This window comes from Pseudochrobactrum kiredjianiae, from assembly GCF_030362795.1.
GTDB classification, from domain to species: Bacteria; Pseudomonadota; Alphaproteobacteria; order Rhizobiales; family Rhizobiaceae; genus Pseudochrobactrum; species Pseudochrobactrum kiredjianiae.
Genome location: NZ_JAUCBM010000009.1, coordinates 12,843 through 29,027, shown reverse-complemented (window position 1 = coordinate 29,027; position 16,185 = coordinate 12,843). Strand labels below are relative to the sequence as shown.

The 16,185-nt window shown below is 50.0% G+C and carries 28 protein-coding genes; 9 read left to right on the top strand and 19 right to left on the bottom strand.

All coding sequences use genetic code 11. The features are described 5' to 3' along the window. Positions 1-138: 138 nt before the first annotated feature. The 6 genes from QUF18_RS15185 to QUF18_RS15155 form a co-directional block, all read right to left on the bottom strand. Positions 139-1,104 (bottom strand): hypothetical protein, encoded by a 966-nt coding sequence (locus tag QUF18_RS15185; protein WP_289388091.1) that lies wholly within the window; start codon positions 1,102-1,104, stop codon positions 139-141. An 85-nt stretch (positions 1,105-1,189) separates the two neighbouring features. Continuing rightward, positions 1,190-3,184, bottom strand: coding sequence for a portal protein (locus QUF18_RS15180; RefSeq protein ID WP_289388090.1), 1,995 nt, complete (start codon positions 3,182-3,184; stop codon positions 1,190-1,192). Between the two features lie 3 nt (positions 3,185-3,187). Continuing rightward, complete coding sequence (locus QUF18_RS15175; RefSeq protein ID WP_289388089.1) at positions 3,188-4,597, bottom strand: terminase large subunit domain-containing protein; 1,410 nt, start codon at positions 4,595-4,597, stop codon at positions 3,188-3,190. After that, on the bottom strand, positions 4,557-4,895 hold the full coding sequence (locus QUF18_RS15170; RefSeq protein WP_289388088.1) for a DUF5681 domain-containing protein: 339 nt from the start codon (positions 4,893-4,895) through the stop codon (positions 4,557-4,559). Before QUF18_RS15170 ends, QUF18_RS15175 begins: the two co-directional genes overlap by 41 nt. A 424-nt stretch (positions 4,896-5,319) precedes the next feature. Further along, the gene (locus QUF18_RS15160; protein ID WP_289388086.1) at positions 5,320-5,628 is read right to left on the bottom strand and encodes a hypothetical protein; all 309 of its coding nucleotides are present in this window, start codon (positions 5,626-5,628) and stop codon (positions 5,320-5,322) included. A gap of 823 nt (positions 5,629-6,451) precedes the next feature. After that, a complete protein-coding gene (locus QUF18_RS15155; protein WP_289388085.1) occupies positions 6,452-6,991 on the bottom strand; it encodes a hypothetical protein in 540 nt (179 codons plus the stop codon). An 87-nt stretch (positions 6,992-7,078) separates the two neighbouring features. On the opposite strand from QUF18_RS15155, the gene QUF18_RS15150 reads away from it, so the two are divergent. Continuing rightward, positions 7,079-7,282 carry a hypothetical protein gene (locus tag QUF18_RS15150; RefSeq protein ID WP_289388084.1) on the top strand — a complete coding sequence of 68 codons (204 nt, stop codon included), beginning with the start codon at positions 7,079-7,081 and terminating at the stop codon, positions 7,280-7,282. 8 nt (positions 7,283-7,290) lie between these two features. Here the strand turns inward: QUF18_RS15150 and QUF18_RS15145 are convergent, their stop codons facing one another. From QUF18_RS15145 to QUF18_RS15105, 9 genes are all read right to left on the bottom strand, one after another. Then, positions 7,291-7,554 (bottom strand): DUF2312 domain-containing protein, encoded by a 264-nt coding sequence (locus QUF18_RS15145; RefSeq protein ID WP_289388083.1) that lies wholly within the window; start codon positions 7,552-7,554, stop codon positions 7,291-7,293. After that, complete coding sequence (locus QUF18_RS15140; RefSeq protein WP_289388082.1) at positions 7,551-8,090, bottom strand: hypothetical protein; 540 nt, start codon at positions 8,088-8,090, stop codon at positions 7,551-7,553. The genes QUF18_RS15145 and QUF18_RS15140 overlap by 4 nt, the downstream gene beginning before the upstream one ends. Beyond that, complete coding sequence (locus QUF18_RS15135; RefSeq protein WP_289388081.1) at positions 8,017-8,853, bottom strand: phage replication initiator YdaU family protein; 837 nt, start codon at positions 8,851-8,853, stop codon at positions 8,017-8,019. Before QUF18_RS15135 ends, QUF18_RS15140 begins: the two co-directional genes overlap by 74 nt. A 14-nt stretch (positions 8,854-8,867) precedes the next feature. Then, positions 8,868-9,221 carry a RusA family crossover junction endodeoxyribonuclease gene (locus QUF18_RS15130; RefSeq protein ID WP_289388080.1) on the bottom strand — a complete coding sequence of 118 codons (354 nt, stop codon included), beginning with the start codon at positions 9,219-9,221 and terminating at the stop codon, positions 8,868-8,870. Further along, positions 9,218-9,424, bottom strand: coding sequence for a hypothetical protein (locus QUF18_RS15125; RefSeq protein WP_289388079.1), 207 nt, complete (start codon positions 9,422-9,424; stop codon positions 9,218-9,220). Before QUF18_RS15125 ends, QUF18_RS15130 begins: the two co-directional genes overlap by 4 nt. Next, complete coding sequence (locus QUF18_RS15120; RefSeq protein WP_289388078.1) at positions 9,417-9,602, bottom strand: hypothetical protein; 186 nt, start codon at positions 9,600-9,602, stop codon at positions 9,417-9,419. The genes QUF18_RS15125 and QUF18_RS15120 overlap by 8 nt, the downstream gene beginning before the upstream one ends. A 121-nt stretch (positions 9,603-9,723) precedes the next feature. Then, positions 9,724-10,086, bottom strand: a complete 363-nt coding sequence (locus QUF18_RS15115; protein WP_289388077.1) for a hypothetical protein — start codon at positions 10,084-10,086, stop codon at positions 9,724-9,726. Next, a complete protein-coding gene (locus QUF18_RS15110; protein ID WP_289388076.1) occupies positions 10,025-10,333 on the bottom strand; it encodes a hypothetical protein in 309 nt (102 codons plus the stop codon). Before QUF18_RS15110 ends, QUF18_RS15115 begins: the two co-directional genes overlap by 62 nt. Then, positions 10,330-10,524, bottom strand: a complete 195-nt coding sequence (locus QUF18_RS15105; RefSeq protein ID WP_289388075.1) for a hypothetical protein — start codon at positions 10,522-10,524, stop codon at positions 10,330-10,332. The genes QUF18_RS15110 and QUF18_RS15105 overlap by 4 nt, the downstream gene beginning before the upstream one ends. A 79-nt stretch (positions 10,525-10,603) precedes the next feature. On the opposite strand from QUF18_RS15105, the gene QUF18_RS15100 reads away from it, so the two are divergent. Further along, the gene (locus QUF18_RS15100) at positions 10,604-11,281 is read left to right on the top strand and encodes a S24 family peptidase (RefSeq protein ID WP_289388074.1); all 678 of its coding nucleotides are present in this window, start codon (positions 10,604-10,606) and stop codon (positions 11,279-11,281) included. Here the strand turns inward: QUF18_RS15100 and QUF18_RS15095 are convergent. Next, a complete protein-coding gene (locus QUF18_RS15095; protein WP_289388073.1) occupies positions 11,278-11,526 on the bottom strand; it encodes a hypothetical protein in 249 nt (82 codons plus the stop codon). The genes QUF18_RS15100 and QUF18_RS15095 overlap by 4 nt on opposite strands. A 248-nt stretch (positions 11,527-11,774) precedes the next feature. Between QUF18_RS15095 and QUF18_RS20405 the strand changes: the two genes are divergently transcribed. Both QUF18_RS20405 and QUF18_RS15090 read left to right on the top strand, forming a co-directional pair. Next, positions 11,775-12,221 (top strand): DUF4258 domain-containing protein, encoded by a 447-nt coding sequence (locus QUF18_RS20405; RefSeq protein WP_353074528.1) that lies wholly within the window; start codon positions 11,775-11,777, stop codon positions 12,219-12,221. After that, the gene (locus QUF18_RS15090; protein WP_289388072.1) at positions 12,199-12,654 is read left to right on the top strand and encodes a helix-turn-helix domain-containing protein; all 456 of its coding nucleotides are present in this window, start codon (positions 12,199-12,201) and stop codon (positions 12,652-12,654) included. Before QUF18_RS20405 ends, QUF18_RS15090 begins: the two co-directional genes overlap by 23 nt. 77 nt (positions 12,655-12,731) lie before the next feature. On the opposite strand, the gene QUF18_RS15085 is transcribed toward QUF18_RS15090, so the two are convergent. From QUF18_RS15085 to QUF18_RS15075, 3 genes are all read right to left on the bottom strand, one after another. Further along, positions 12,732-12,941, bottom strand: a complete 210-nt coding sequence (locus QUF18_RS15085; RefSeq protein WP_289388071.1) for a hypothetical protein — start codon at positions 12,939-12,941, stop codon at positions 12,732-12,734. A 259-nt stretch (positions 12,942-13,200) separates the two neighbouring features. After that, positions 13,201-13,647, bottom strand: a complete 447-nt coding sequence (locus QUF18_RS15080; protein ID WP_289388070.1) for a pyridoxamine 5'-phosphate oxidase family protein — start codon at positions 13,645-13,647, stop codon at positions 13,201-13,203. Positions 13,648-13,708: 61 nt separating this feature from the next. Continuing rightward, complete coding sequence (locus tag QUF18_RS15075; protein WP_289388069.1) at positions 13,709-13,963, bottom strand: hypothetical protein; 255 nt, start codon at positions 13,961-13,963, stop codon at positions 13,709-13,711. A 285-nt stretch (positions 13,964-14,248) separates the two neighbouring features. Between QUF18_RS15075 and QUF18_RS15070 the strand changes: the two genes are divergently transcribed. Genes QUF18_RS15070 through ssb form a run of 5 tightly spaced genes read left to right on the top strand, consistent with a single transcriptional unit; the run spans position 14,249 to position 16,182 of the window. Next, complete coding sequence (locus tag QUF18_RS15070) at positions 14,249-14,587, top strand: hypothetical protein (protein ID WP_289388068.1); 339 nt, start codon at positions 14,249-14,251, stop codon at positions 14,585-14,587. Further along, positions 14,587-14,757, top strand: a complete 171-nt coding sequence (locus tag QUF18_RS15065) for a hypothetical protein (protein WP_289388067.1) — start codon at positions 14,587-14,589, stop codon at positions 14,755-14,757. Before QUF18_RS15070 ends, QUF18_RS15065 begins: the two co-directional genes overlap by 1 nt. Further along, positions 14,754-14,891 (top strand): hypothetical protein, encoded by a 138-nt coding sequence (locus tag QUF18_RS15060; RefSeq protein WP_289388066.1) that lies wholly within the window; start codon positions 14,754-14,756, stop codon positions 14,889-14,891. The genes QUF18_RS15065 and QUF18_RS15060 overlap by 4 nt, the downstream gene beginning before the upstream one ends. Beyond that, the gene (locus QUF18_RS15055) at positions 14,888-15,709 is read left to right on the top strand and encodes an ERF family protein (RefSeq protein ID WP_289388065.1); all 822 of its coding nucleotides are present in this window, start codon (positions 14,888-14,890) and stop codon (positions 15,707-15,709) included. The genes QUF18_RS15060 and QUF18_RS15055 overlap by 4 nt, the downstream gene beginning before the upstream one ends. Beyond that, complete coding sequence (gene ssb, locus QUF18_RS15050; RefSeq protein ID WP_289388064.1) at positions 15,709-16,182, top strand: single-stranded DNA-binding protein; 474 nt, start codon at positions 15,709-15,711, stop codon at positions 16,180-16,182. The genes QUF18_RS15055 and ssb overlap by 1 nt, the downstream gene beginning before the upstream one ends. Positions 16,183-16,185 lie beyond the last annotated feature (3 nt).

Below are 16,185 nucleotides of genomic sequence, written 5' to 3'. Positions count from 1 at the left end.
TGAGTTGAGATTTTGAGCAAATGCTACGCAATGCGCCGCGTGGCTGAGCGGAAAGCAGGATTACGCCTGCTACGATCCGGTCTGACGTGCCGGAAGACGAAGGGCAGTTTGAAAGCATACCGAGGCTTTATTTTTAGCTTAGCGACCGCCAAGCGCCTTCATAAAACGAGCCTGATTTTCCGGTTTGGAATACCAACGCTCGAAATCTCTATCCGACATATCCGCAATGGCCTGAGCCGTCAGCGCATCGCCACTTGGGTTTCCACTGGCCTGTGCCACAGTCTTATTGCGCGATTGTGCATCCTGAATGGTTTGTAATTGCTCGACTACAGCATTGGCTGCGGGAGCAGCCCCCGTGAAACCGTAAGCCTTGGACATGCTGTAAACGACCTGTGCCGGTGATTGGCCTGTCTTTGCAGCGGTAATCACAATGTCCCGCAACTCTGCATTCATTTGGCTGTTGCGGCCTTCCTGTGTTTGAAACTGCGGATAAGCCGCAGCCATAGACTGCAACTGCTTATCGCGTGTGTCCGACAGGTATTTGATAGCGTCGTTATAATCAGGTGTTTGCGCCGAAAACTCCTGACTGGTGTGATGCCAGTAATCAGCAACGGCTCTTTCTTGGCCTTGTGCTTGCTGCTGTTGCGCTGCTTGGGTCTCACGCTCCTGTAGCTGATCCAGCATTTTCTTGTTCTGTCGGCTCTGCCAATGTGTATGGGCAAAGATGTCAACAGTCGGATCAGGTTCGGGGTCATCATCCACCGCAGGCGCATTTTGCTGCTGCATGGCCTGTGTCAGCATATTCCACCGGTCAGCAAGAACGGCTTTTTCCGTGGCTTCGGCCTGTAGCTTTGCTTCTAGTTCCTTGCGTTTTGAGCGCTCCTTATGCAAAGCGCCATAAGGGACTGTGCGGTTCGGATCACCATCCTGCTCAGCACTGTCACCATCAACCGCAGGATTTTCCGGCTGCTGTGGCTCCTGTACCGCGCTTGTTTCCGGCTGTGCAGTTTCCGTGTCCGGTTTATCCTCGGGCATCACTTCACCGCTCGACGAAAAATAAGCCTCTGCCTCAGCAGAAAGCGTGCCTTCTTCCATATCCGACATGATTTTTCCTTGATTTAGTCTGACGTGACCAACGACAGCCGATAACGCACGGCTCAGCGAAAACAGGGCTTGCCCCTGCTATTTCTTAAAAAGATGATCCGCGCCGTGCTTCTGAAATACGACGAATGGCGTTGCGGCTTTCTTCAATGGCAAGGCGCTGCGCATCATTGCGTGCCTTCTGCTCAGCGGTCATAGCCTCTAATTCTGCTTTGCGCTGTGCAGCCATCAGATCAACAGCTTTTTCTTGCAGTTTCATCTGACCAAGCTGCTGTTTAATGGCCAGATCAGCTTGCGCGCTCTCAGTCTTGACTTTGGCTGCCATTTCCTCCGGTGAAGGCTGCGGCGGTTGCTGGCTCTGCTGTTCCTGTGCTTGCTTTGCACGTTCGCGCAGCTTTGCGACCAATGAGGCAGGCAATGGCGACAACTCCAGCAGATCAGGCAGAATTTCCGGCGTGATCATATTGCTGACCAACGGGAATAGGCTCTGCATCACCGCCCAAGTGCGTTCTTTTTCATTCGGGCTGGTCGGACTGTCATCAATGATGATGTCATATTTCTTATCAGCTTGACGAAACAGTGGCAGATACTGCTCTTGATCCATCCCAACCACACGGATCAAACGGCCATCAGACAGATAGTTCTGCAAGAGATAGAGAATGGTCTCCGCCTGCCGCTTGCGATAAAGCCGCAAAGCATTGAACAACGAGGCAAGCACACCGAGAGACGATTGCTTGCGCGTGTTTTCCAGCACACCAGCCTGATCGACCTCGCGTGTACCGATAAACTCCCTCGAAAGGCCGGTTACCTGTGTAATCGCTTCCTTGCTCTCATTGAACAGTGCAAAGAAACCTTGTGGGAATTGTGCCGGCGGCTTTGGCTGGATTTGCCCGCTTTGCAACGCTCCCGCATTCACCCATGTAATCGCATCCGGGCTTGCCCAAGTCTCATCAGCCTGACGGATATTATCGAAGGCCTCTTTTTCAGCCAGAAGTCCGCCTTTTGACTGCGAATTGAGCAGATGCATAATCTGGCTAAAGAATTTGTTCGTCCAGCGCTGCGGATCAATTGCAGCACGCACAATACCGTAAAACAGCCCGTCTTTAGTGTCGAAATAGCCGGTCATAACATCCCAGCCAAGACGGCCTTGCGGTGCCAGCGGGCTATCAATCTCAGCCAGCAAGCTGTTGCCAAGGAAAGCACGCTTTGCCACTTTGCGCATCTGGCGCACAAGTTTCAGGCTTGAGGCAATCTCTGGCATTTCTTTATTGATCTGCTTGACCTCGGCAGTCGTATATTCGCGCATAGCTTGCGGGTTCTGCGGATCGAGACCACGATAATAGGGCTCACGTTCCAGCCAGCGTGCCTCAACAATAACAACCTTTTCACCAGCCTCAAAGGTGCGCTCACCCTGATTATCATCAGCATAGCGGTTACCATGGTTCACCTGATGCGGATTGTCCCGTCCTGCATCATCACGCGCCCAGCCTGCATGGAGCGCTTCCTTAGGCATATCCGGAAACATGTCCTGCGCTTCTTCAATGGTCATTTCCCGCACACGAAACATGCGCATAGCATCGGTCATGTTGAGCTTACGTGCCGTTGACGGAAATACCATTTCAAATGGGTCAATCCGTTCTGCCAATGGTGCGCCGTCTGGATCATCCTCGTAATCAAGGCGCGTATCCATGAAGCCAAGACCGCCGATAATCATATCGCGGAAGGCTTCACTATCCTCATATTCGGCATTCGCCTCATCACGAAACCACTCGCCGCCAGCCGTCAAAATTTCATTGGCATGCGCATCACCCTGCTCGCGAGGGATATAGCGTGTCTCACGACGATTGTTCATTTCTGAGCCCACAACCGCATTAGCCAATGGCGCAATATTGTTGAAGGTCAGAACTGGTCGTTTTTGCTCCTGCATGGCAGCCAGATCGCCGTCTGACCATTGATTGCCTGCAACAAAGTCAAAATGCTCTTTGGCATGTTTGCGCCATGCACGGGTTTTGTCGATATCGTCTTTGTACCAGCCCTTGAGCCGGTCAAATATCGCTTCGCTGTCTTTTGCTTTCTCAGCCATATTCTACCCACTCATCCAACTTGAACCGCTCTTTGCACCAAAGCCGCGGTAGGCGCGGTTGGTTTCCGGTGGCGGTGCCTGTTTGGCAAATCGCAACATCATCAGGGCGTAACGCGATGCGGAAATCACATCGTCACGCTCTTTCACAACCTTACCGTCTTTGCGGTGATAGGTCTGTCGTTCCATCAACCAGTCCTGACAGATCGAGAACACCTTCCAGCGTCCTGTCTGCATCCGCAGCAACATGTCAGACAAACCAGCCTCAACACCGTTTGAACCATCCAGAAACTGAGCGCGTTCACTCAGCACCTTTAAGCCCTGCTCTTTGTATTGTTTCGCAAGCTGCTCTCCTGAACCCTTGTCATGCTGCAATCCATCATGCGGCCATGACCAAGGCAGCCACTGCTCGCCTGATAATAAGCCCCACGGTTTTAGTGCTGCAGCATGAATAAGCGGCGTTGCTTCGCGCTTGCGGTAATCTCTGGTGACATAAACAATATCTGCATCCCGATCCCATGCGAGACTTACGGCTGCGGTAGGGTGATCCCATCCAAAGTCTATGCCGCCGATCTGCGCCCAATGCGTTGGGATAGGAAACGGCTGAACAATGATATCTTCCTCGGCCACCGGAAAGATCAGACCGGAGCCGAGTGTTGGTATGCCTTTGGTTCGTGCTTCCCGCTCATGCGCCGGATAGCTGGCAATGATGCGATCACGCTCCTCTTGCGAGTAGTGAAGCGCATCCTGAATGGTCATCATGATCTTGATGCGATCAGGCGCATCTTCCAGAAAGAACCGCGCTGATACCGCCGACATACCTTTGAGCGGCGTATAGGTCATCATCACGCTGCCTTTGGTGGCATTTGTGCGCGTGATGCCTTCAAAATAAACGTCTGAGGGTGGCTCCTCATCAAACCAGACGAAGTGCACCGTATTGGCCTGCCATTTAGACCGGCCTTGGTCATAGGATTTGAACAACAGGGATGAAGCCCCGCCACTCACATGACCAACAGTCACCGTATCAATGGCATTAGAAACGCCCTGCCTGCGCGTCGTGCGCTGGATGCAGCGTTTCGGGATAAAGCCCGTGCCCCATTCTTCTTCGCGGTCTGGCTGCCCGATCAGCAGGCGCTGCACGCCATCACGGGTCAGTTCACCACTCTCGGAGCCTGCAATCACCACAATCGGATGCTCAAAGCGCAAGCCCTGCCACCAGTCCGGATATTCACCGGTCAGATGCATGGCGACCTCTGCCGCACCGGACAGGGTTTTACCCAACTGGTTACCGGCAGCAAAAAGGCGCTCCCGATAAGAAGCGCCTGCGGTATGGAATTCTCTCTGCTTTGGATAAGGCTCGTAGATTTTAAGCCGGTTAATGCGCAGTCGGTGCTGTTTCTCCTTCTCCAGCTTCATCAGCAGTGCCGATAGCTGTTCGGAGGGCAGAGATTGCAGCATCGAGGGATTCATCATCAAATTCCTCTAGCTTGTTCGTTACATCAGCAGTCATGGTCAAAGGCTTGCCATAACCACGGTCGAGAATTTCTTTTGCCGCAGCGATTTTAACGCGCGGGTCTGCATCTTCCATTCCGGCAACAAGCACCTCAATGGCCTTGTCAGCGTGTTCTCTGGCGCGTGCAGCCAAGCCTTTTGGCCTGCCTCCCGGATTGCCGGAGACACCTTTCTGAAATGGAGTGCCAATTTTCTTTTTCATGCTGTTCTCACGCTGTTTTCAGCACGGAATGATACTCTGTTGGCCTGCCTGCTACCGGCGCTTCATCGGCCATGAGTTATCCTTTCGCCGGTGCGCGAATTTCACTTGCCTTGTGGCGAGAGTCACGGTTCAGTCCCACTCTACAAGGGTTCAAAAGCATATGGCGTATATCGATCAGATCATTATGTTCTTCGCTGGGGTCTGGATGACCGCAACTGGCTTCGGCTTCTTGCGTCTCGGAGAACAGCAAGAATGGCAACAACAACTTGTCAGGCATTTTAGGTGGATGGGGCTATTACTGATAGCCATATCTATCATTTTGCTATTTGCCCCTCCTCACATCAATCCCCTCTCCTGAGAAGATAGAAATGAGCACCCTGCCGAACCGTGAGGAACGGCGGGGTGATACCGGCAAATTCAAAGCTCAACGCTTTACCGCAATGTGCGGATCGATATGCTGGTGAGCATCGACGGCAAGCCGGAAGGCCGAGTTTGGCTGGTTCTGAATATTGTACTCAACTGCATGGGAGTTGGTACTTCGATCAGGCAGTGAGTTGATGCTGACAGTGATAACGTCTACCTTGAAGACATCCGGAACATCATAGTCAGCAATGGTGAGCTTCACAGCATACACCGCTGGGCTGACATCAAGTGCAGAAGCCGGTGTACTCAGGCAGAAGGCGGCAGCAAGCATAGCAATGCAGCCGAAGAGCATACTTCGCATAATCTTCATGTTTTTTCCTTTAGAGTTTTGGACAATAAAAAACCCCGACAGGGGGTAAACTGTCAGGGTTCGTTTAATGCTGTCATGGCTCAAAATGTTAGAGCATAATAATCATTATCATTCATTTTGATACCGTCATTATGACCAGGGAAACTTATGATTTTACTCAATTATTGTTAAATTTATTAGGATAAATTAAGGCAATAAAAAAGGCCGAGGCAACTCTGCACCGACCTTCCTACTCATCATTTAATTTTCAGTGCCAGTACATCCGTTGTCAAAGGTTTAAATTGATGAAGACGTTTGCGAGTGCTGTGAGAAACGCGCTGGATAGCAACGTCCATAAAATCTATATAAATAGCGATTGCGTTCCAAACAAAGTTCCCGTTGAAACTTCTTTTCAGTTTAATGGACGGTCACATGAGACGCCAAAACGATTTCCAAGAAAACCGCCAATAACTGCGAATACCGCCCATCCCCATAAGCCACCGGCCCCACCTCGCATCGCCACTCCAATGCCGCCGACCATAAAACCGATAATAGCTCCACCAACAATACCTAAGATTGTGAATCTTGCCTCCCAAGGGCGCTTAGCACTCCACCGTCCGTATAAACTCAGAAGATAATTTAAAACTCTCATTTAGCCCCAGTTGAATTTTGATAATTCAGCTTGTTATTCAAAATCATAAATGAGCTTGTAAGCTTAGGTTTCAATATTGTCTATCAGGCAATAAAAAGGCAGCCTTTAAGCTGCCTCTCAAATCGGATTTCGCGTCACACGCAAATCACCACAATACAAAATATAGTATATTCCGCGTACACGGGCAACTACTTAGTGTGTTTTGTATCCCCAATGCACAGCTAGCTCGTCTAAACCATCTTTGATGTAATCACCAAGCGTCTTACGGTCACGCTGGCTTTCGGCCATATCCTTAATCTCCATGCCCTGCCCGACAACCTTGATCATAAGATCGAAGGCTTTGCGACCAAGCACCGGTTTACACTCATTCAATCGCTGAACCGCATCAATCATGCTGTCCGGCAGCGGGTCGATGCCTTTGCCGCCGTCTACCTGCTCACGGCCATAGTCAATAGCAACCGTACCTTTCGCACCGGAGCGCTCCCAATATTGGCGAAACCGGCCAGCTGCCGCCCATTGCGCATCATTTATGTGGCCACGTGAATAGAGAGTGCCCACGGCACTCTCCTTGATATTCACATAGGCCTTGATCTTCGGTGGGTTCCAGCTCTGACCTGAATGATCAGGCGAATAAAACGGGTTCGGAACACGATGCACCCGAATATCGGACTTGAGAGTTCCTACCTCCCCGCGGGAAATGGCTTTTCGCTGTTCTTTAGATGGTGCAACCATGATTGATCCTATGCTGAATCTGCATTTACAGTATCTAATTATCTGCTAATACTTGTTTTTATGCCGCAATATGTGGGAGTTTACCGAGTGCGTAAGCTGCGTTTTATGAAGTGGCATTTATCGGGGCAAGGCTGGATAGTCTTAGACACCATTACTGGTGAAGAAGCCCACGTCGATGGGGTAAAATACGGCATTTTGGTTGAGGTAGAGGCCGAGAGATATGCTGATACCCTGAACTGGCTTCATAACTACCCACCTCTCAATCCAACTCCATGGTTGGATGGTCAGTAGACACATATCTAAGCCATTCCCAATGCGTCCATATAAAGCTGGATCATCGCTTCTTCTTCCTGACGCTCATGGGCTTCTTTCTTACGAGCACGGATGATTGCGCGAACAGCTTTGGTGTCAAAGCCTGAGCCTTTCAGCTCTGCGAACACTTCCTTGATGTCCTCACTGATAGTGCCTTTTTCTTCTTCAAGGCGTTCAATACGCTCGATGAAAGCACGCAACTGCCCAACTGCTATCGCTTGTGCGCTGTCACCTGTAATGTCGTCACTCATCTTACTGCTCCTACCTGTTTGAATGTGTCTCTGACCGGAAGGTCTGGAATGTTATTGAAAGCGGTTTCGCCAATCTGGCCGATAAGCCGGTCACGCACTTGGTCAGGCGTTTCTGTGATGCCTGATTGGCGTTCAGATGCCTTTGCCTCGTCATGGGATTGATTGAACCGTGCCAGCATGGCCGCAACACGCGCCCTCGCCTCTGGTGTCTTTGTTGCCTCATGGCGCAACCGTTGCTGCTCGTTTTCACAGCGCTGGCGGTGAGGGTCTAATTTCCTAGCTCGCTCCTCAGCAAATTTACGCTGAACCAGATCGCACTCTTTACGAAGCTCGGCTTGCGAGGGCATGAACGTATGATCGACGTGTGAATGACCGCTGTTGAAATTATTTGTGGCAATTTCCAAGCTGTGAATCGTCACGCCTTCAAGGGCTTTGAGATAAACAATCTGGATCAGGTTGCGATCAATAGGATCGCGCGTTGGCAATGCGGAGAGGATGTACATTGCTTTCTTGATGTCGGTTTCCGTAACCTGCATCGAGTATGTCTGTGCTGTGGCTATCTGGTTCATTCGGGAAAATACCTTCCTCGCGCAGGGCATCAGCCCAGATATCGGTGTGGGTTAGCTTGCGGCTGGCCGGACTGGCGCGCTGTTGCGTCTGCTGCCGATTTTGTAGCCATTGCGGATCGAAACCCTGCCAGCCATGCGCAATCATCGCATCGGCAGCGGCATTCGGGTCGGGGCATTTGGAAAACTGACCGGCCAGCAATTGCGCAGCCCGAACGCTCAACGGCTTTTTGAGCGCCTTGCGATGATCAATCACAGCCTTGGCGTGATCCTGGTCTAAGACCTTCATCAATTCGCTTTGAGCAGATGCTTTTTCGGGCGCTCGCGCTTTAACTTCTGAACGTAGTGAAGAAGTATTAATTGGTGTATTGGTGTCTTTAGTGCGTTGCGCTTGCGTTTTCTCTGCGTGTTCTGTGCGTTCGACTTCCTGATAATGTGAATAATTACAAATAGTTACGTGCGTTTTTCCTGCGTTCGCTTTTGCGATGATCATTTCGTGCTTTTCGAGCACTTTCAGGAATGATCGGACGCGGTAATCGGACTTCCAGCGCCACGCATTTTGAAGCTGGCGCAGGGTCACAAAAAGGCATCCAGTCTGCACGTCATGCATGTCCATACCAACACGGTGCTTGGTGTCTTTCCATGCTGCATGTGCGATCAACCAGAGCCATGCCTCGCGCTCTGTCAAAGGCTCGGCTTGAAACAACTCATGTTCAAAGATTGCGGTCTGCACTCTGATCCACCGGCTCATGCTGCCAGCGCCTCCTCAGCGCGTTGAACCAAGACGACACAATCACTCTTAATGTCCGCATCCCATGTCATGGTGATACGCTCACATAGATTGTCGTTCTTGATCACTTGGTAATGTTGGAGAACATCGAGGATGGGCTTGAGACGATTGTCTAAGTCCATCCGGTTATGCGAGCGCTTGAGGGCAACACAGAGCGAAAACGGTGTGTCAATCCGGTCGTTACGGCCACGGATAAACCAGCCACAATCCTGCACCCATTTGGCATATTCAGGAGATTTGCGGCGGGTCTTGCCCCAACCAACATAGATATCCCAAACGGTTGGAGGGAACGGGAGCTCTAGACGTATCATGCCGCGCTCCTGTCTCTGGAAGCCGCAGCAGAGTAATCGGACACGGCTTGCCGAAGAGCATCACAAAGGCTGCGCTGCTCCTCGACTTCATGCGAAGGACGCGGAGCTTTACCTGCTCCATGCGTTTTCACCCATAGCTCCTTGCTGTACAGCATCTTCTTCATAGCAAAGGCCATGTCGGAATGAGTTAAACGCTCAGCCATGCTGCACCCGATACGTTTGAGAGCCGCCAAACAGATCATCGCCAGCAGGCTGCAAAAGACCACTATCAATCAGCCAGCGGCCAACGATGACCGGCACTGTTCGGCAGTCAGGCAATGTGAAATAGACATACCCGCCGCCCTTTTCGACGGCGCGAGTTTCTTGTGAATGTTCACGCACTAGCGTTGCCCCCCCCCTCTAGACGAGAAAGAACCGGCTTGGTGAAGCGGGGCATTTTCAATTCCTCTGTCATTCTCTCAACTCCGGGCAAATCCATTCAGCTGCACCTGCAGCCCAAGTTCTAAAACTGACGGCGATCTTGTGCCGCCGGCTGAATGACAGCCATCGCAGCAATACGGGCGGTTTCGGCGCGATATGCGGCTTGTTTTCTTCTCCCATCGAGGATTGCCTTCATTTCTTCGATTTCTCTGTTTTCAATCCTGCTAGCTTCTTTGTTGAAGACAGCCCTCACTCTGCGGCGTGTCCACACACCGTTGCGCTTACTCAAATCTGAATACGCCCGTTCCAGCATGGACTTGATCGTTTCGCGAACACCGCGCTGACCAATGATTTCATCCAGCAGAGAAGCGGCCATATCGACATCAGTCATCGTCGGCTCCTTGGCTGAAAAATCCACGTTCTTGGATGAAATTCCCACGTTCATGGGTGGCTCCTTTGTTACGTTTGACCTTGCGATGGACAAACGAAACAGGAGCAACCAGTGCATGGAGCCAGTGGGAAAGATTGCGCTGCGCATACTGAATAAAAACAGACATGCGCAGATACACTGCCGTAAGACGGGGATTGATGGCCGAGACGATCAAGCGGGGGAGGAAAACCGCCTCGGCCTTGTCACCGGCGGGAGGAGTAACCGGTGATATGAAACTTGGGATAAAGATCGCGTGGCTCATGCTGCGCGACTTTCTTTTTCCATGTTTTCGAGAACGCGGAGGCGAGTTTTCACGCGCGGCTCTCGACCTCCCCGAATTTGGAAAACAAAAAGAGGGTCGTTTGCAAACTTGCGCCCGAATTTTGTGGCGGAGATGCCTTCAGAGGCAATAAACTGCTCAATATTTTGTCGGAAAGTTTCGATCTCGTTCATAGGAGATCAGATTATAGGATTTATCCTGCAAATTAAGGGAAAAATCCTACATGCAATAAAATAGGGATTATCCTATAATATGCCTATGGATAAAGTACGCGAACTCATCATTAAAACGACCGAAGAGAAAGGGTTGTCGCTCAGCGAGATATCCAAGCAAATCGGGCGCAATCAAACCTATATTCAGCAGTTCATCACGAAAGGCTCACCTAAAGAGCTGCACGAGCGTGATAGAGCGACGCTTTCGTCTATCCTTGGAATTCCTGAAAGTTCTTTGCGACTAGATCCCCTCGATAACTCGACGCAGGAAGCTCGCGCCAAAAGCTTCACACCAACAATAGTCCCCGGCAAAGAACTGGTCGGCAATCGCGACTTCCCTATCTACGCCGCAGCTATGGGCGGCGATGGACATACAATAATCACCTTTGATGCAATCGATTATGTGAAGCGCCCAGCAATCCTTGAGAACGTCAAAGATGCTTATGGTGTCTATATTGTTGGCGACAGCATGGAGCCTGCTTATGAGCAAGGGGATATGGCGCTTGTTCATCCTCACCTGCCACCAGCTCGCGGTAAAGACGTGATATTGTTTCATGTCCCTCCAGCCAATGAAGCGGAATGCATCATTAAGCGACTGGTTGGCTTCAATGATTTGGAGTGGAAACTCCGGCAATATAATCCTGCAAAGGATTTCACTGAATACCGCGCATCATTCCCTTACTGTCATCGTGTCGTTGGTAAATACAGCGGGCGCTAATCAGCCCGCTCCAACTCCAGAATTTCGTCTGGCAAGTCACCTATGGCAATGAGCAGTCTAGGGACAGAATAATCGCCCGCGCTGGCATCTACCTCTCTGACAAAGGCAATCACAGCTGCCTTACATAAAGATAACCTCTCAGCCATTCTTCGAGCTTGCGCTGCATCTTCTACTTGAATAGGAGCATCAGGCGAAATGCAGCCTTTTGCCAGATTAAAACTCTGAACCACATACAATTCAGCCATTACGCAACTCCCATCGACTGATTAAGCCTCATCTTGCCTAGATGAAGTGAACATATCAAGAACGATTTAACGCAAACAAACAGATTTTTAACGAATGGCTAAGGATGCGCTAGATGTGGTGGTATGACGCTGGAGGGCACGCAATAGAGGCATTGCAACCGAAGTTTGAATAAAAGAATAGGCTGGGCATAAGGCTTTCTGTCATAACGTCCATTTTGCCGCGCTTATAAAAAAAACACAAACAACCCTTGCAAAAGTATCACAGTGATATACATACAGATTACTGGATTAACGAACAGAGGGGGACTGGTGCGTTGAGTCAACAGCCTTGGTCTAATGAATTGGCTACAGAAATAATTCGAAAAACAGCCAGATCACAGGCACTAACCCTCACTTATACAGCACATGCACGCGACCGTATCCATGAGCGCGGGTTAATCATGTCTGATGTTTTATATGTCTTAAAAAATGGCTTCGTACACGAAGGCCCAACCGAAAGCACTAGAGAAGGCTACTATAAATATTATATTGAGTGTAGGTGCCCAAACGGTGGGAACAGAAGCGTACGAGTAGTAGTTATCCCTGAAAATGAAGGGTGTTTCTTAAAAATCGTAACAGTCATGTGGCTAGACCAGCCAGAGACGCGATCAGGAAGCATAATCGGAGAGTACCATGAGCAAGTATCATTACATTGAGTGCGGCTTAGACAATGTCTATATTAACGGCCTGCAGTTTCAGCGAGATGATGCAGGTGACGAAATTATCACAATACCGGCAATCAATGAACTCCACAGTTTAATTGCAACGGGGATTGTAACTCATGAGCATGGAATTAGCGGCCAAGAGCTGCGCTATCTACGCTCTGAGATGGGGTTAACTCAATCGGAACTTGCGCAGTTTGTTCATCAGGACAAACAGACAATCGGCCGATGGGAACGCGGTGAGTTTGCAATAGACAGCAAGGCTGAAGCGCTAATTCGCCGTATAGCAATTGAAAAACTAAAGCTTAAGGTAGAGCTTGGAATTGAGGAGCTGTCCAAAAAAAGTGTCCCATCGCTGAACATGCAACAGATTAATATTCAGTTTGAAAACGACAACTCCAGCCACAGCTATGAGTTGGTGGCCTAACCACACAAACCCCGCTTCGGCGGGGTCTTTTTTGCCGGTCACTTCGGCGTTTTTCTTTTGCGCACTGCAAATACCCGCTATAAACCAAATAAACTCAGTATCTCACCTACTGCTTCTATCAAAGCCTGACCAGCTATCAGCAAGTAGATAAGACCTGCAGCCAATAAAAACAGCAATACCCGCCCTCCAGCGCGCAATGGGCACAAAGCACCTGCGCCTATAAGGGCGATTATAACAACAATCGTAATCTCTGGATAAAACGCCGGTAGCAGTAAAATAAATTCCATACAGCGTTTTTAGCCAACCTCTTTGACTGAGACAAGACAGATCAAAACGCCGGTCACTCCGGCGTTTTTCTTTTGTGCTTATCTAATATCTGAGATTAGTGAATTCCCTAGACACCCCATATCCGATAAACTAAGACCAGCTTAGGTTACGCGCTCTCCTGTTGATACTCTCACGGGGGCTTCGTGAAATGACTTGATTGAGCGCGTAGCCTACCCTCAGTAACTGGAGAAATCCTGAGGTCACTCCGACGCTTTTCTTTTATGGCTGCGTTTTATGACCAGTAGTTTCCATTATTGATATACGGAAATACACCGGTTCAAGTGAACGCTCCTCTCCACGAATAATCGTTTTAACATATGCCGGCTCCCACCACTCAGGCCCCGAAGACAGTAGTTCATAAGCAAGATAAAAAGGGGTATCTTTGCTTTCGGATTTTATAATATCTTCGTAAACTCCGGTCACAATAATACTTCGCCAATTATTTGTGCCGTGAACATCCGAGAAGCTAATACAAACGTTTGGGTTTGCCCGCATAAGCTCCATTTTCCTGCCTTCAGATGTCAATGAATACAGATATCCGCTACTATGAACGAACCGGAGCGGCAAAACGTATGGCTTATCATTTAGTGAACATGCAAGATAACCAATACCGATGTGTCTGAGCATGTCATCTATTTCTGGACGGCTCATGTCGTGAATAATCATCAGGGCTTCCTCACCTCAAATTTTGAGACATCACACTAAGCTAGAGATGCAAAGAGAGGGGCTATTTCTGGCTCGAAGTAGGTTCATTATTTTTTACAACACGAGCATCTGTGCTTATTTTAGCCAGTGCTATGTCTACCAGTCTCTTATGGTCGGTGATGCCCCTCTTAAATTGGCCATCAAGGAACAGCATTAACTCATCGGCCTCTATGGTATTGGCCGCGATAAGGGTAGCTCTGCAAATTTGAGTGTGAACCTTGCTTACAGTTGAAACTTCATGTTTCAGCGCATTATTATTTTTCTTATAAACAATCATTTAAATATACCTCCGGCCTTCGAGAATTGCGGAGCAAGCCCATCAGAAGGCACGAAGTTATACTAACACTAAATCAACAATCCCCCTAGCGCTAACCCAGCCCGCCACGTGCGGGCTTTTTGCTGCCCTGATTCTGCAAGGCCGGGGTGTGGAGCAAGTATGTAGGCAATTTAAATTTCCTATGCGTAGGATTTCCTATTGACAGTATATAGGATATTTCCTACGATAAATTCATCAACAGCGCGAAGAAGCACCCGCCGATCCGCTAAACGATGGAGAGAAGCCATGATGGCAAATGCCAAACCTACAGCCCAGACAATAGAGCGCGTACTTGACCGATGCCTTTATCAGGTTGTCACGCTTGCAGTTGACGGTTCAATGCACATGGATGGCGGCGAAGTATCAACCCTCAGCCGTGAAAATGCCCTTGAATTGATCCGCGAAGGCAATGTGCTGCGCGTGTTTGCCTTTAATCCAATCGAAGGCACCTGCTCCGATATCACCGACGAACTCGAAGGTGAGATTGAGTACGAAACCGATCAGATGATCCGTGACGGCGAAACCTTCATCCCATCCACTTATGAGCAACGCGCTTACGGCGATAGCGCCGGTCGGAGGCTGTAATGGAAGCCTCGCTCGAAACTCTCGTATGGGATGCCTACTGGCAAGAAGGCAATACGAAGCTCGCATTGGAGCGCGTTGTTCAGGTGGTTCGTGATTACGACAAGGTCGCTGAACTGAATGCCTCTCAGTCGAAAATCACCAAAATTTCGCACCGCCGGAGGGCGGCATGAAGCGCTCCGATCTTGAAAAAACAAAGGCCGAAATAGAACACGGCCTCAAAACAACCTCCGACATTCCAACCCGCCGTTATCTTGAAAAGAAATTTCATCAAGTGACTGAGCTATTGAAGGAACAGGCAGCATGAGCGCCGCACCCGCAATAATCGAACAAACAACAGACCTCCAACCCGTTCAGCAAAATGAAGTCGCCGCAATCATTCAGGTGATTGAACGCGCTGCCATGAACCCAAACGTCGATATCGACAAGATGGAGCGCCTTTTGCAGATGCAGGAGCGCGTTATCGAACGCAATGCAAAAGCAGCCTTTAATGCGGCCTTTGCCCGTATGCAGCCTGATCTACCAGCTATTGAGAAGAACGGCAAAAGCAACAACGGCGCTTATGGTCTTTGGGAGGATATTCAGGGCGGTATCCAGCCGGTACTCGCCAAGTATGGCTTTGCCCTGTCATTCAAAACCAAAGTCGAACAGGACGCGATTACCGTCACCGCTATTCTTCATCATGAAGAAGGCCATGACGACAGCACAGACCTGAAACTGCCAACCGATAAAAGCGGCAGCAAGAACGCTGTGCAGGCTGTTGGCTCCTCAGTCAGCTATGGCAAGCGCTATGCGGCTTGTGCCCTCCTGAACATCCGTGTCGGCGGTGAAGATGATGATGGATCAGCAACCGGTGAAATCGTCAATCACGATCAGCGCCCATCCGCACCGAGCAAATCCAGCGCCGCACTGAAACGTGCAGACGAAAACGGCGATGATGCGTGGAGCCGCCTGATCAAAGATGTACGCGCCGACATGGCCGACTGCCACACACTCGTTTTGTTTGGGCAAATCAAAACGCACTACTTCAACCGCGCAAACAAAGAACGCTGGCCGCGCGCATGGATGGATGCGCTTGCCAATGAATTTGAAACCTACGCCCAGGCATTCGGAGAACAAGCATAATGGCCGGTTCAGTTAATAAAGTCATTCTGGTCGGTAATCTTGGTGCTGATCCCGAAATTCGCCGCCTGCAATCCGGTGTGCCGGTTGCCAATCTGCGTATCGCAACATCGGAAAGCTGGCGCGACCGCCAGAGCGGTGAGCGTAAGGATAAGACGGAATGGCATAGCGTCGTAATCTTCAATGAAAATCTGGCCAAACTCGCGGAACAATATCTGAAAAAAGGTGCGAAGGTTTACGTTGAAGGCCAGTTACAAACCCGCAAATGGACGGATCAACAGGGCAACGACAAATACACTACCGAGATTGTGCTGCAGAAGTTCCGCGGTGAATTGCAGATGCTCGACAGCCGCAGTGAAGGCCAGCAATCCAGCCAACAGCGCCAATCGCAACAATCCAGTCAGTCCTATGGTCAGCAGTCAGCCGGATACAGTGGCGGCTTCGATGACAGCCTAGACGACGACATTCCATTTTGAGGT

What these genes read in the sequence shown, in the direction of transcription:
- QUF18_RS15130 (WP_289388080.1), bottom strand. Translation starts at nt 9,221, where the DNA reads ATGATACGTCTAGAGCTCCCGTTCCCTCCAACCGTTTGGGATATCTAT.
- QUF18_RS15085 (WP_289388071.1), bottom strand. Translation starts at nt 12,941, where the DNA reads ATGGAATTTATTTTACTGCTACCGGCGTTTTATCCAGAGATTACGATT.
- QUF18_RS15080 (WP_289388070.1), bottom strand. Translation starts at nt 13,647, where the DNA reads ATGATTATTCACGACATGAGCCGTCCAGAAATAGATGACATGCTCAGA.
- QUF18_RS15055 (WP_289388065.1), top strand. Translation starts at nt 14,888, where the DNA reads ATGAGCGCCGCACCCGCAATAATCGAACAAACAACAGACCTCCAACCC.
- QUF18_RS15095 (WP_289388073.1), bottom strand. Translation starts at nt 11,526, where the DNA reads ATGGCTGAATTGTATGTGGTTCAGAGTTTTAATCTGGCAAAAGGCTGC.
- ssb (WP_289388064.1), top strand. Translation starts at nt 15,709, where the DNA reads ATGGCCGGTTCAGTTAATAAAGTCATTCTGGTCGGTAATCTTGGTGCT.
- QUF18_RS15140 (WP_289388082.1), bottom strand. Translation starts at nt 8,090, where the DNA reads ATGCAGGTTACGGAAACCGACATCAAGAAAGCAATGTACATCCTCTCC.
- QUF18_RS15185 (WP_289388091.1), bottom strand. Translation starts at nt 1,104, where the DNA reads ATGTCGGATATGGAAGAAGGCACGCTTTCTGCTGAGGCAGAGGCTTAT.
- QUF18_RS15145 (WP_289388083.1), bottom strand. Translation starts at nt 7,554, where the DNA reads ATGAGTGACGACATTACAGGTGACAGCGCACAAGCGATAGCAGTTGGG.
- QUF18_RS15100 (WP_289388074.1), top strand. Translation starts at nt 10,604, where the DNA reads ATGCCTATGGATAAAGTACGCGAACTCATCATTAAAACGACCGAAGAG.
- QUF18_RS15075 (WP_289388069.1), bottom strand. Translation starts at nt 13,963, where the DNA reads ATGATTGTTTATAAGAAAAATAATAATGCGCTGAAACATGAAGTTTCA.
- QUF18_RS15110 (WP_289388076.1), bottom strand. Translation starts at nt 10,333, where the DNA reads ATGAGCCACGCGATCTTTATCCCAAGTTTCATATCACCGGTTACTCCT.
- QUF18_RS15115 (WP_289388077.1), bottom strand. Translation starts at nt 10,086, where the DNA reads ATGAACGTGGGAATTTCATCCAAGAACGTGGATTTTTCAGCCAAGGAG.
- QUF18_RS15065 (WP_289388067.1), top strand. Translation starts at nt 14,587, where the DNA reads ATGGAAGCCTCGCTCGAAACTCTCGTATGGGATGCCTACTGGCAAGAA.
- QUF18_RS15125 (WP_289388079.1), bottom strand. Translation starts at nt 9,424, where the DNA reads ATGGCTGAGCGTTTAACTCATTCCGACATGGCCTTTGCTATGAAGAAG.
- QUF18_RS15175 (WP_289388089.1), bottom strand. Translation starts at nt 4,597, where the DNA reads ATGAAGCTGGAGAAGGAGAAACAGCACCGACTGCGCATTAACCGGCTT.
- QUF18_RS15160 (WP_289388086.1), bottom strand. Translation starts at nt 5,628, where the DNA reads ATGAAGATTATGCGAAGTATGCTCTTCGGCTGCATTGCTATGCTTGCT.
- QUF18_RS15155 (WP_289388085.1), bottom strand. Translation starts at nt 6,991, where the DNA reads ATGGTTGCACCATCTAAAGAACAGCGAAAAGCCATTTCCCGCGGGGAG.
- QUF18_RS15180 (WP_289388090.1), bottom strand. Translation starts at nt 3,184, where the DNA reads ATGGCTGAGAAAGCAAAAGACAGCGAAGCGATATTTGACCGGCTCAAG.
- QUF18_RS15105 (WP_289388075.1), bottom strand. Translation starts at nt 10,524, where the DNA reads ATGAACGAGATCGAAACTTTCCGACAAAATATTGAGCAGTTTATTGCC.
- QUF18_RS15090 (WP_289388072.1), top strand. Translation starts at nt 12,199, where the DNA reads ATGAGCAAGTATCATTACATTGAGTGCGGCTTAGACAATGTCTATATT.
- QUF18_RS15170 (WP_289388088.1), bottom strand. Translation starts at nt 4,895, where the DNA reads ATGAAAAAGAAAATTGGCACTCCATTTCAGAAAGGTGTCTCCGGCAAT.
- QUF18_RS15060 (WP_289388066.1), top strand. Translation starts at nt 14,754, where the DNA reads ATGAAGCGCTCCGATCTTGAAAAAACAAAGGCCGAAATAGAACACGGC.
- QUF18_RS15070 (WP_289388068.1), top strand. Translation starts at nt 14,249, where the DNA reads ATGATGGCAAATGCCAAACCTACAGCCCAGACAATAGAGCGCGTACTT.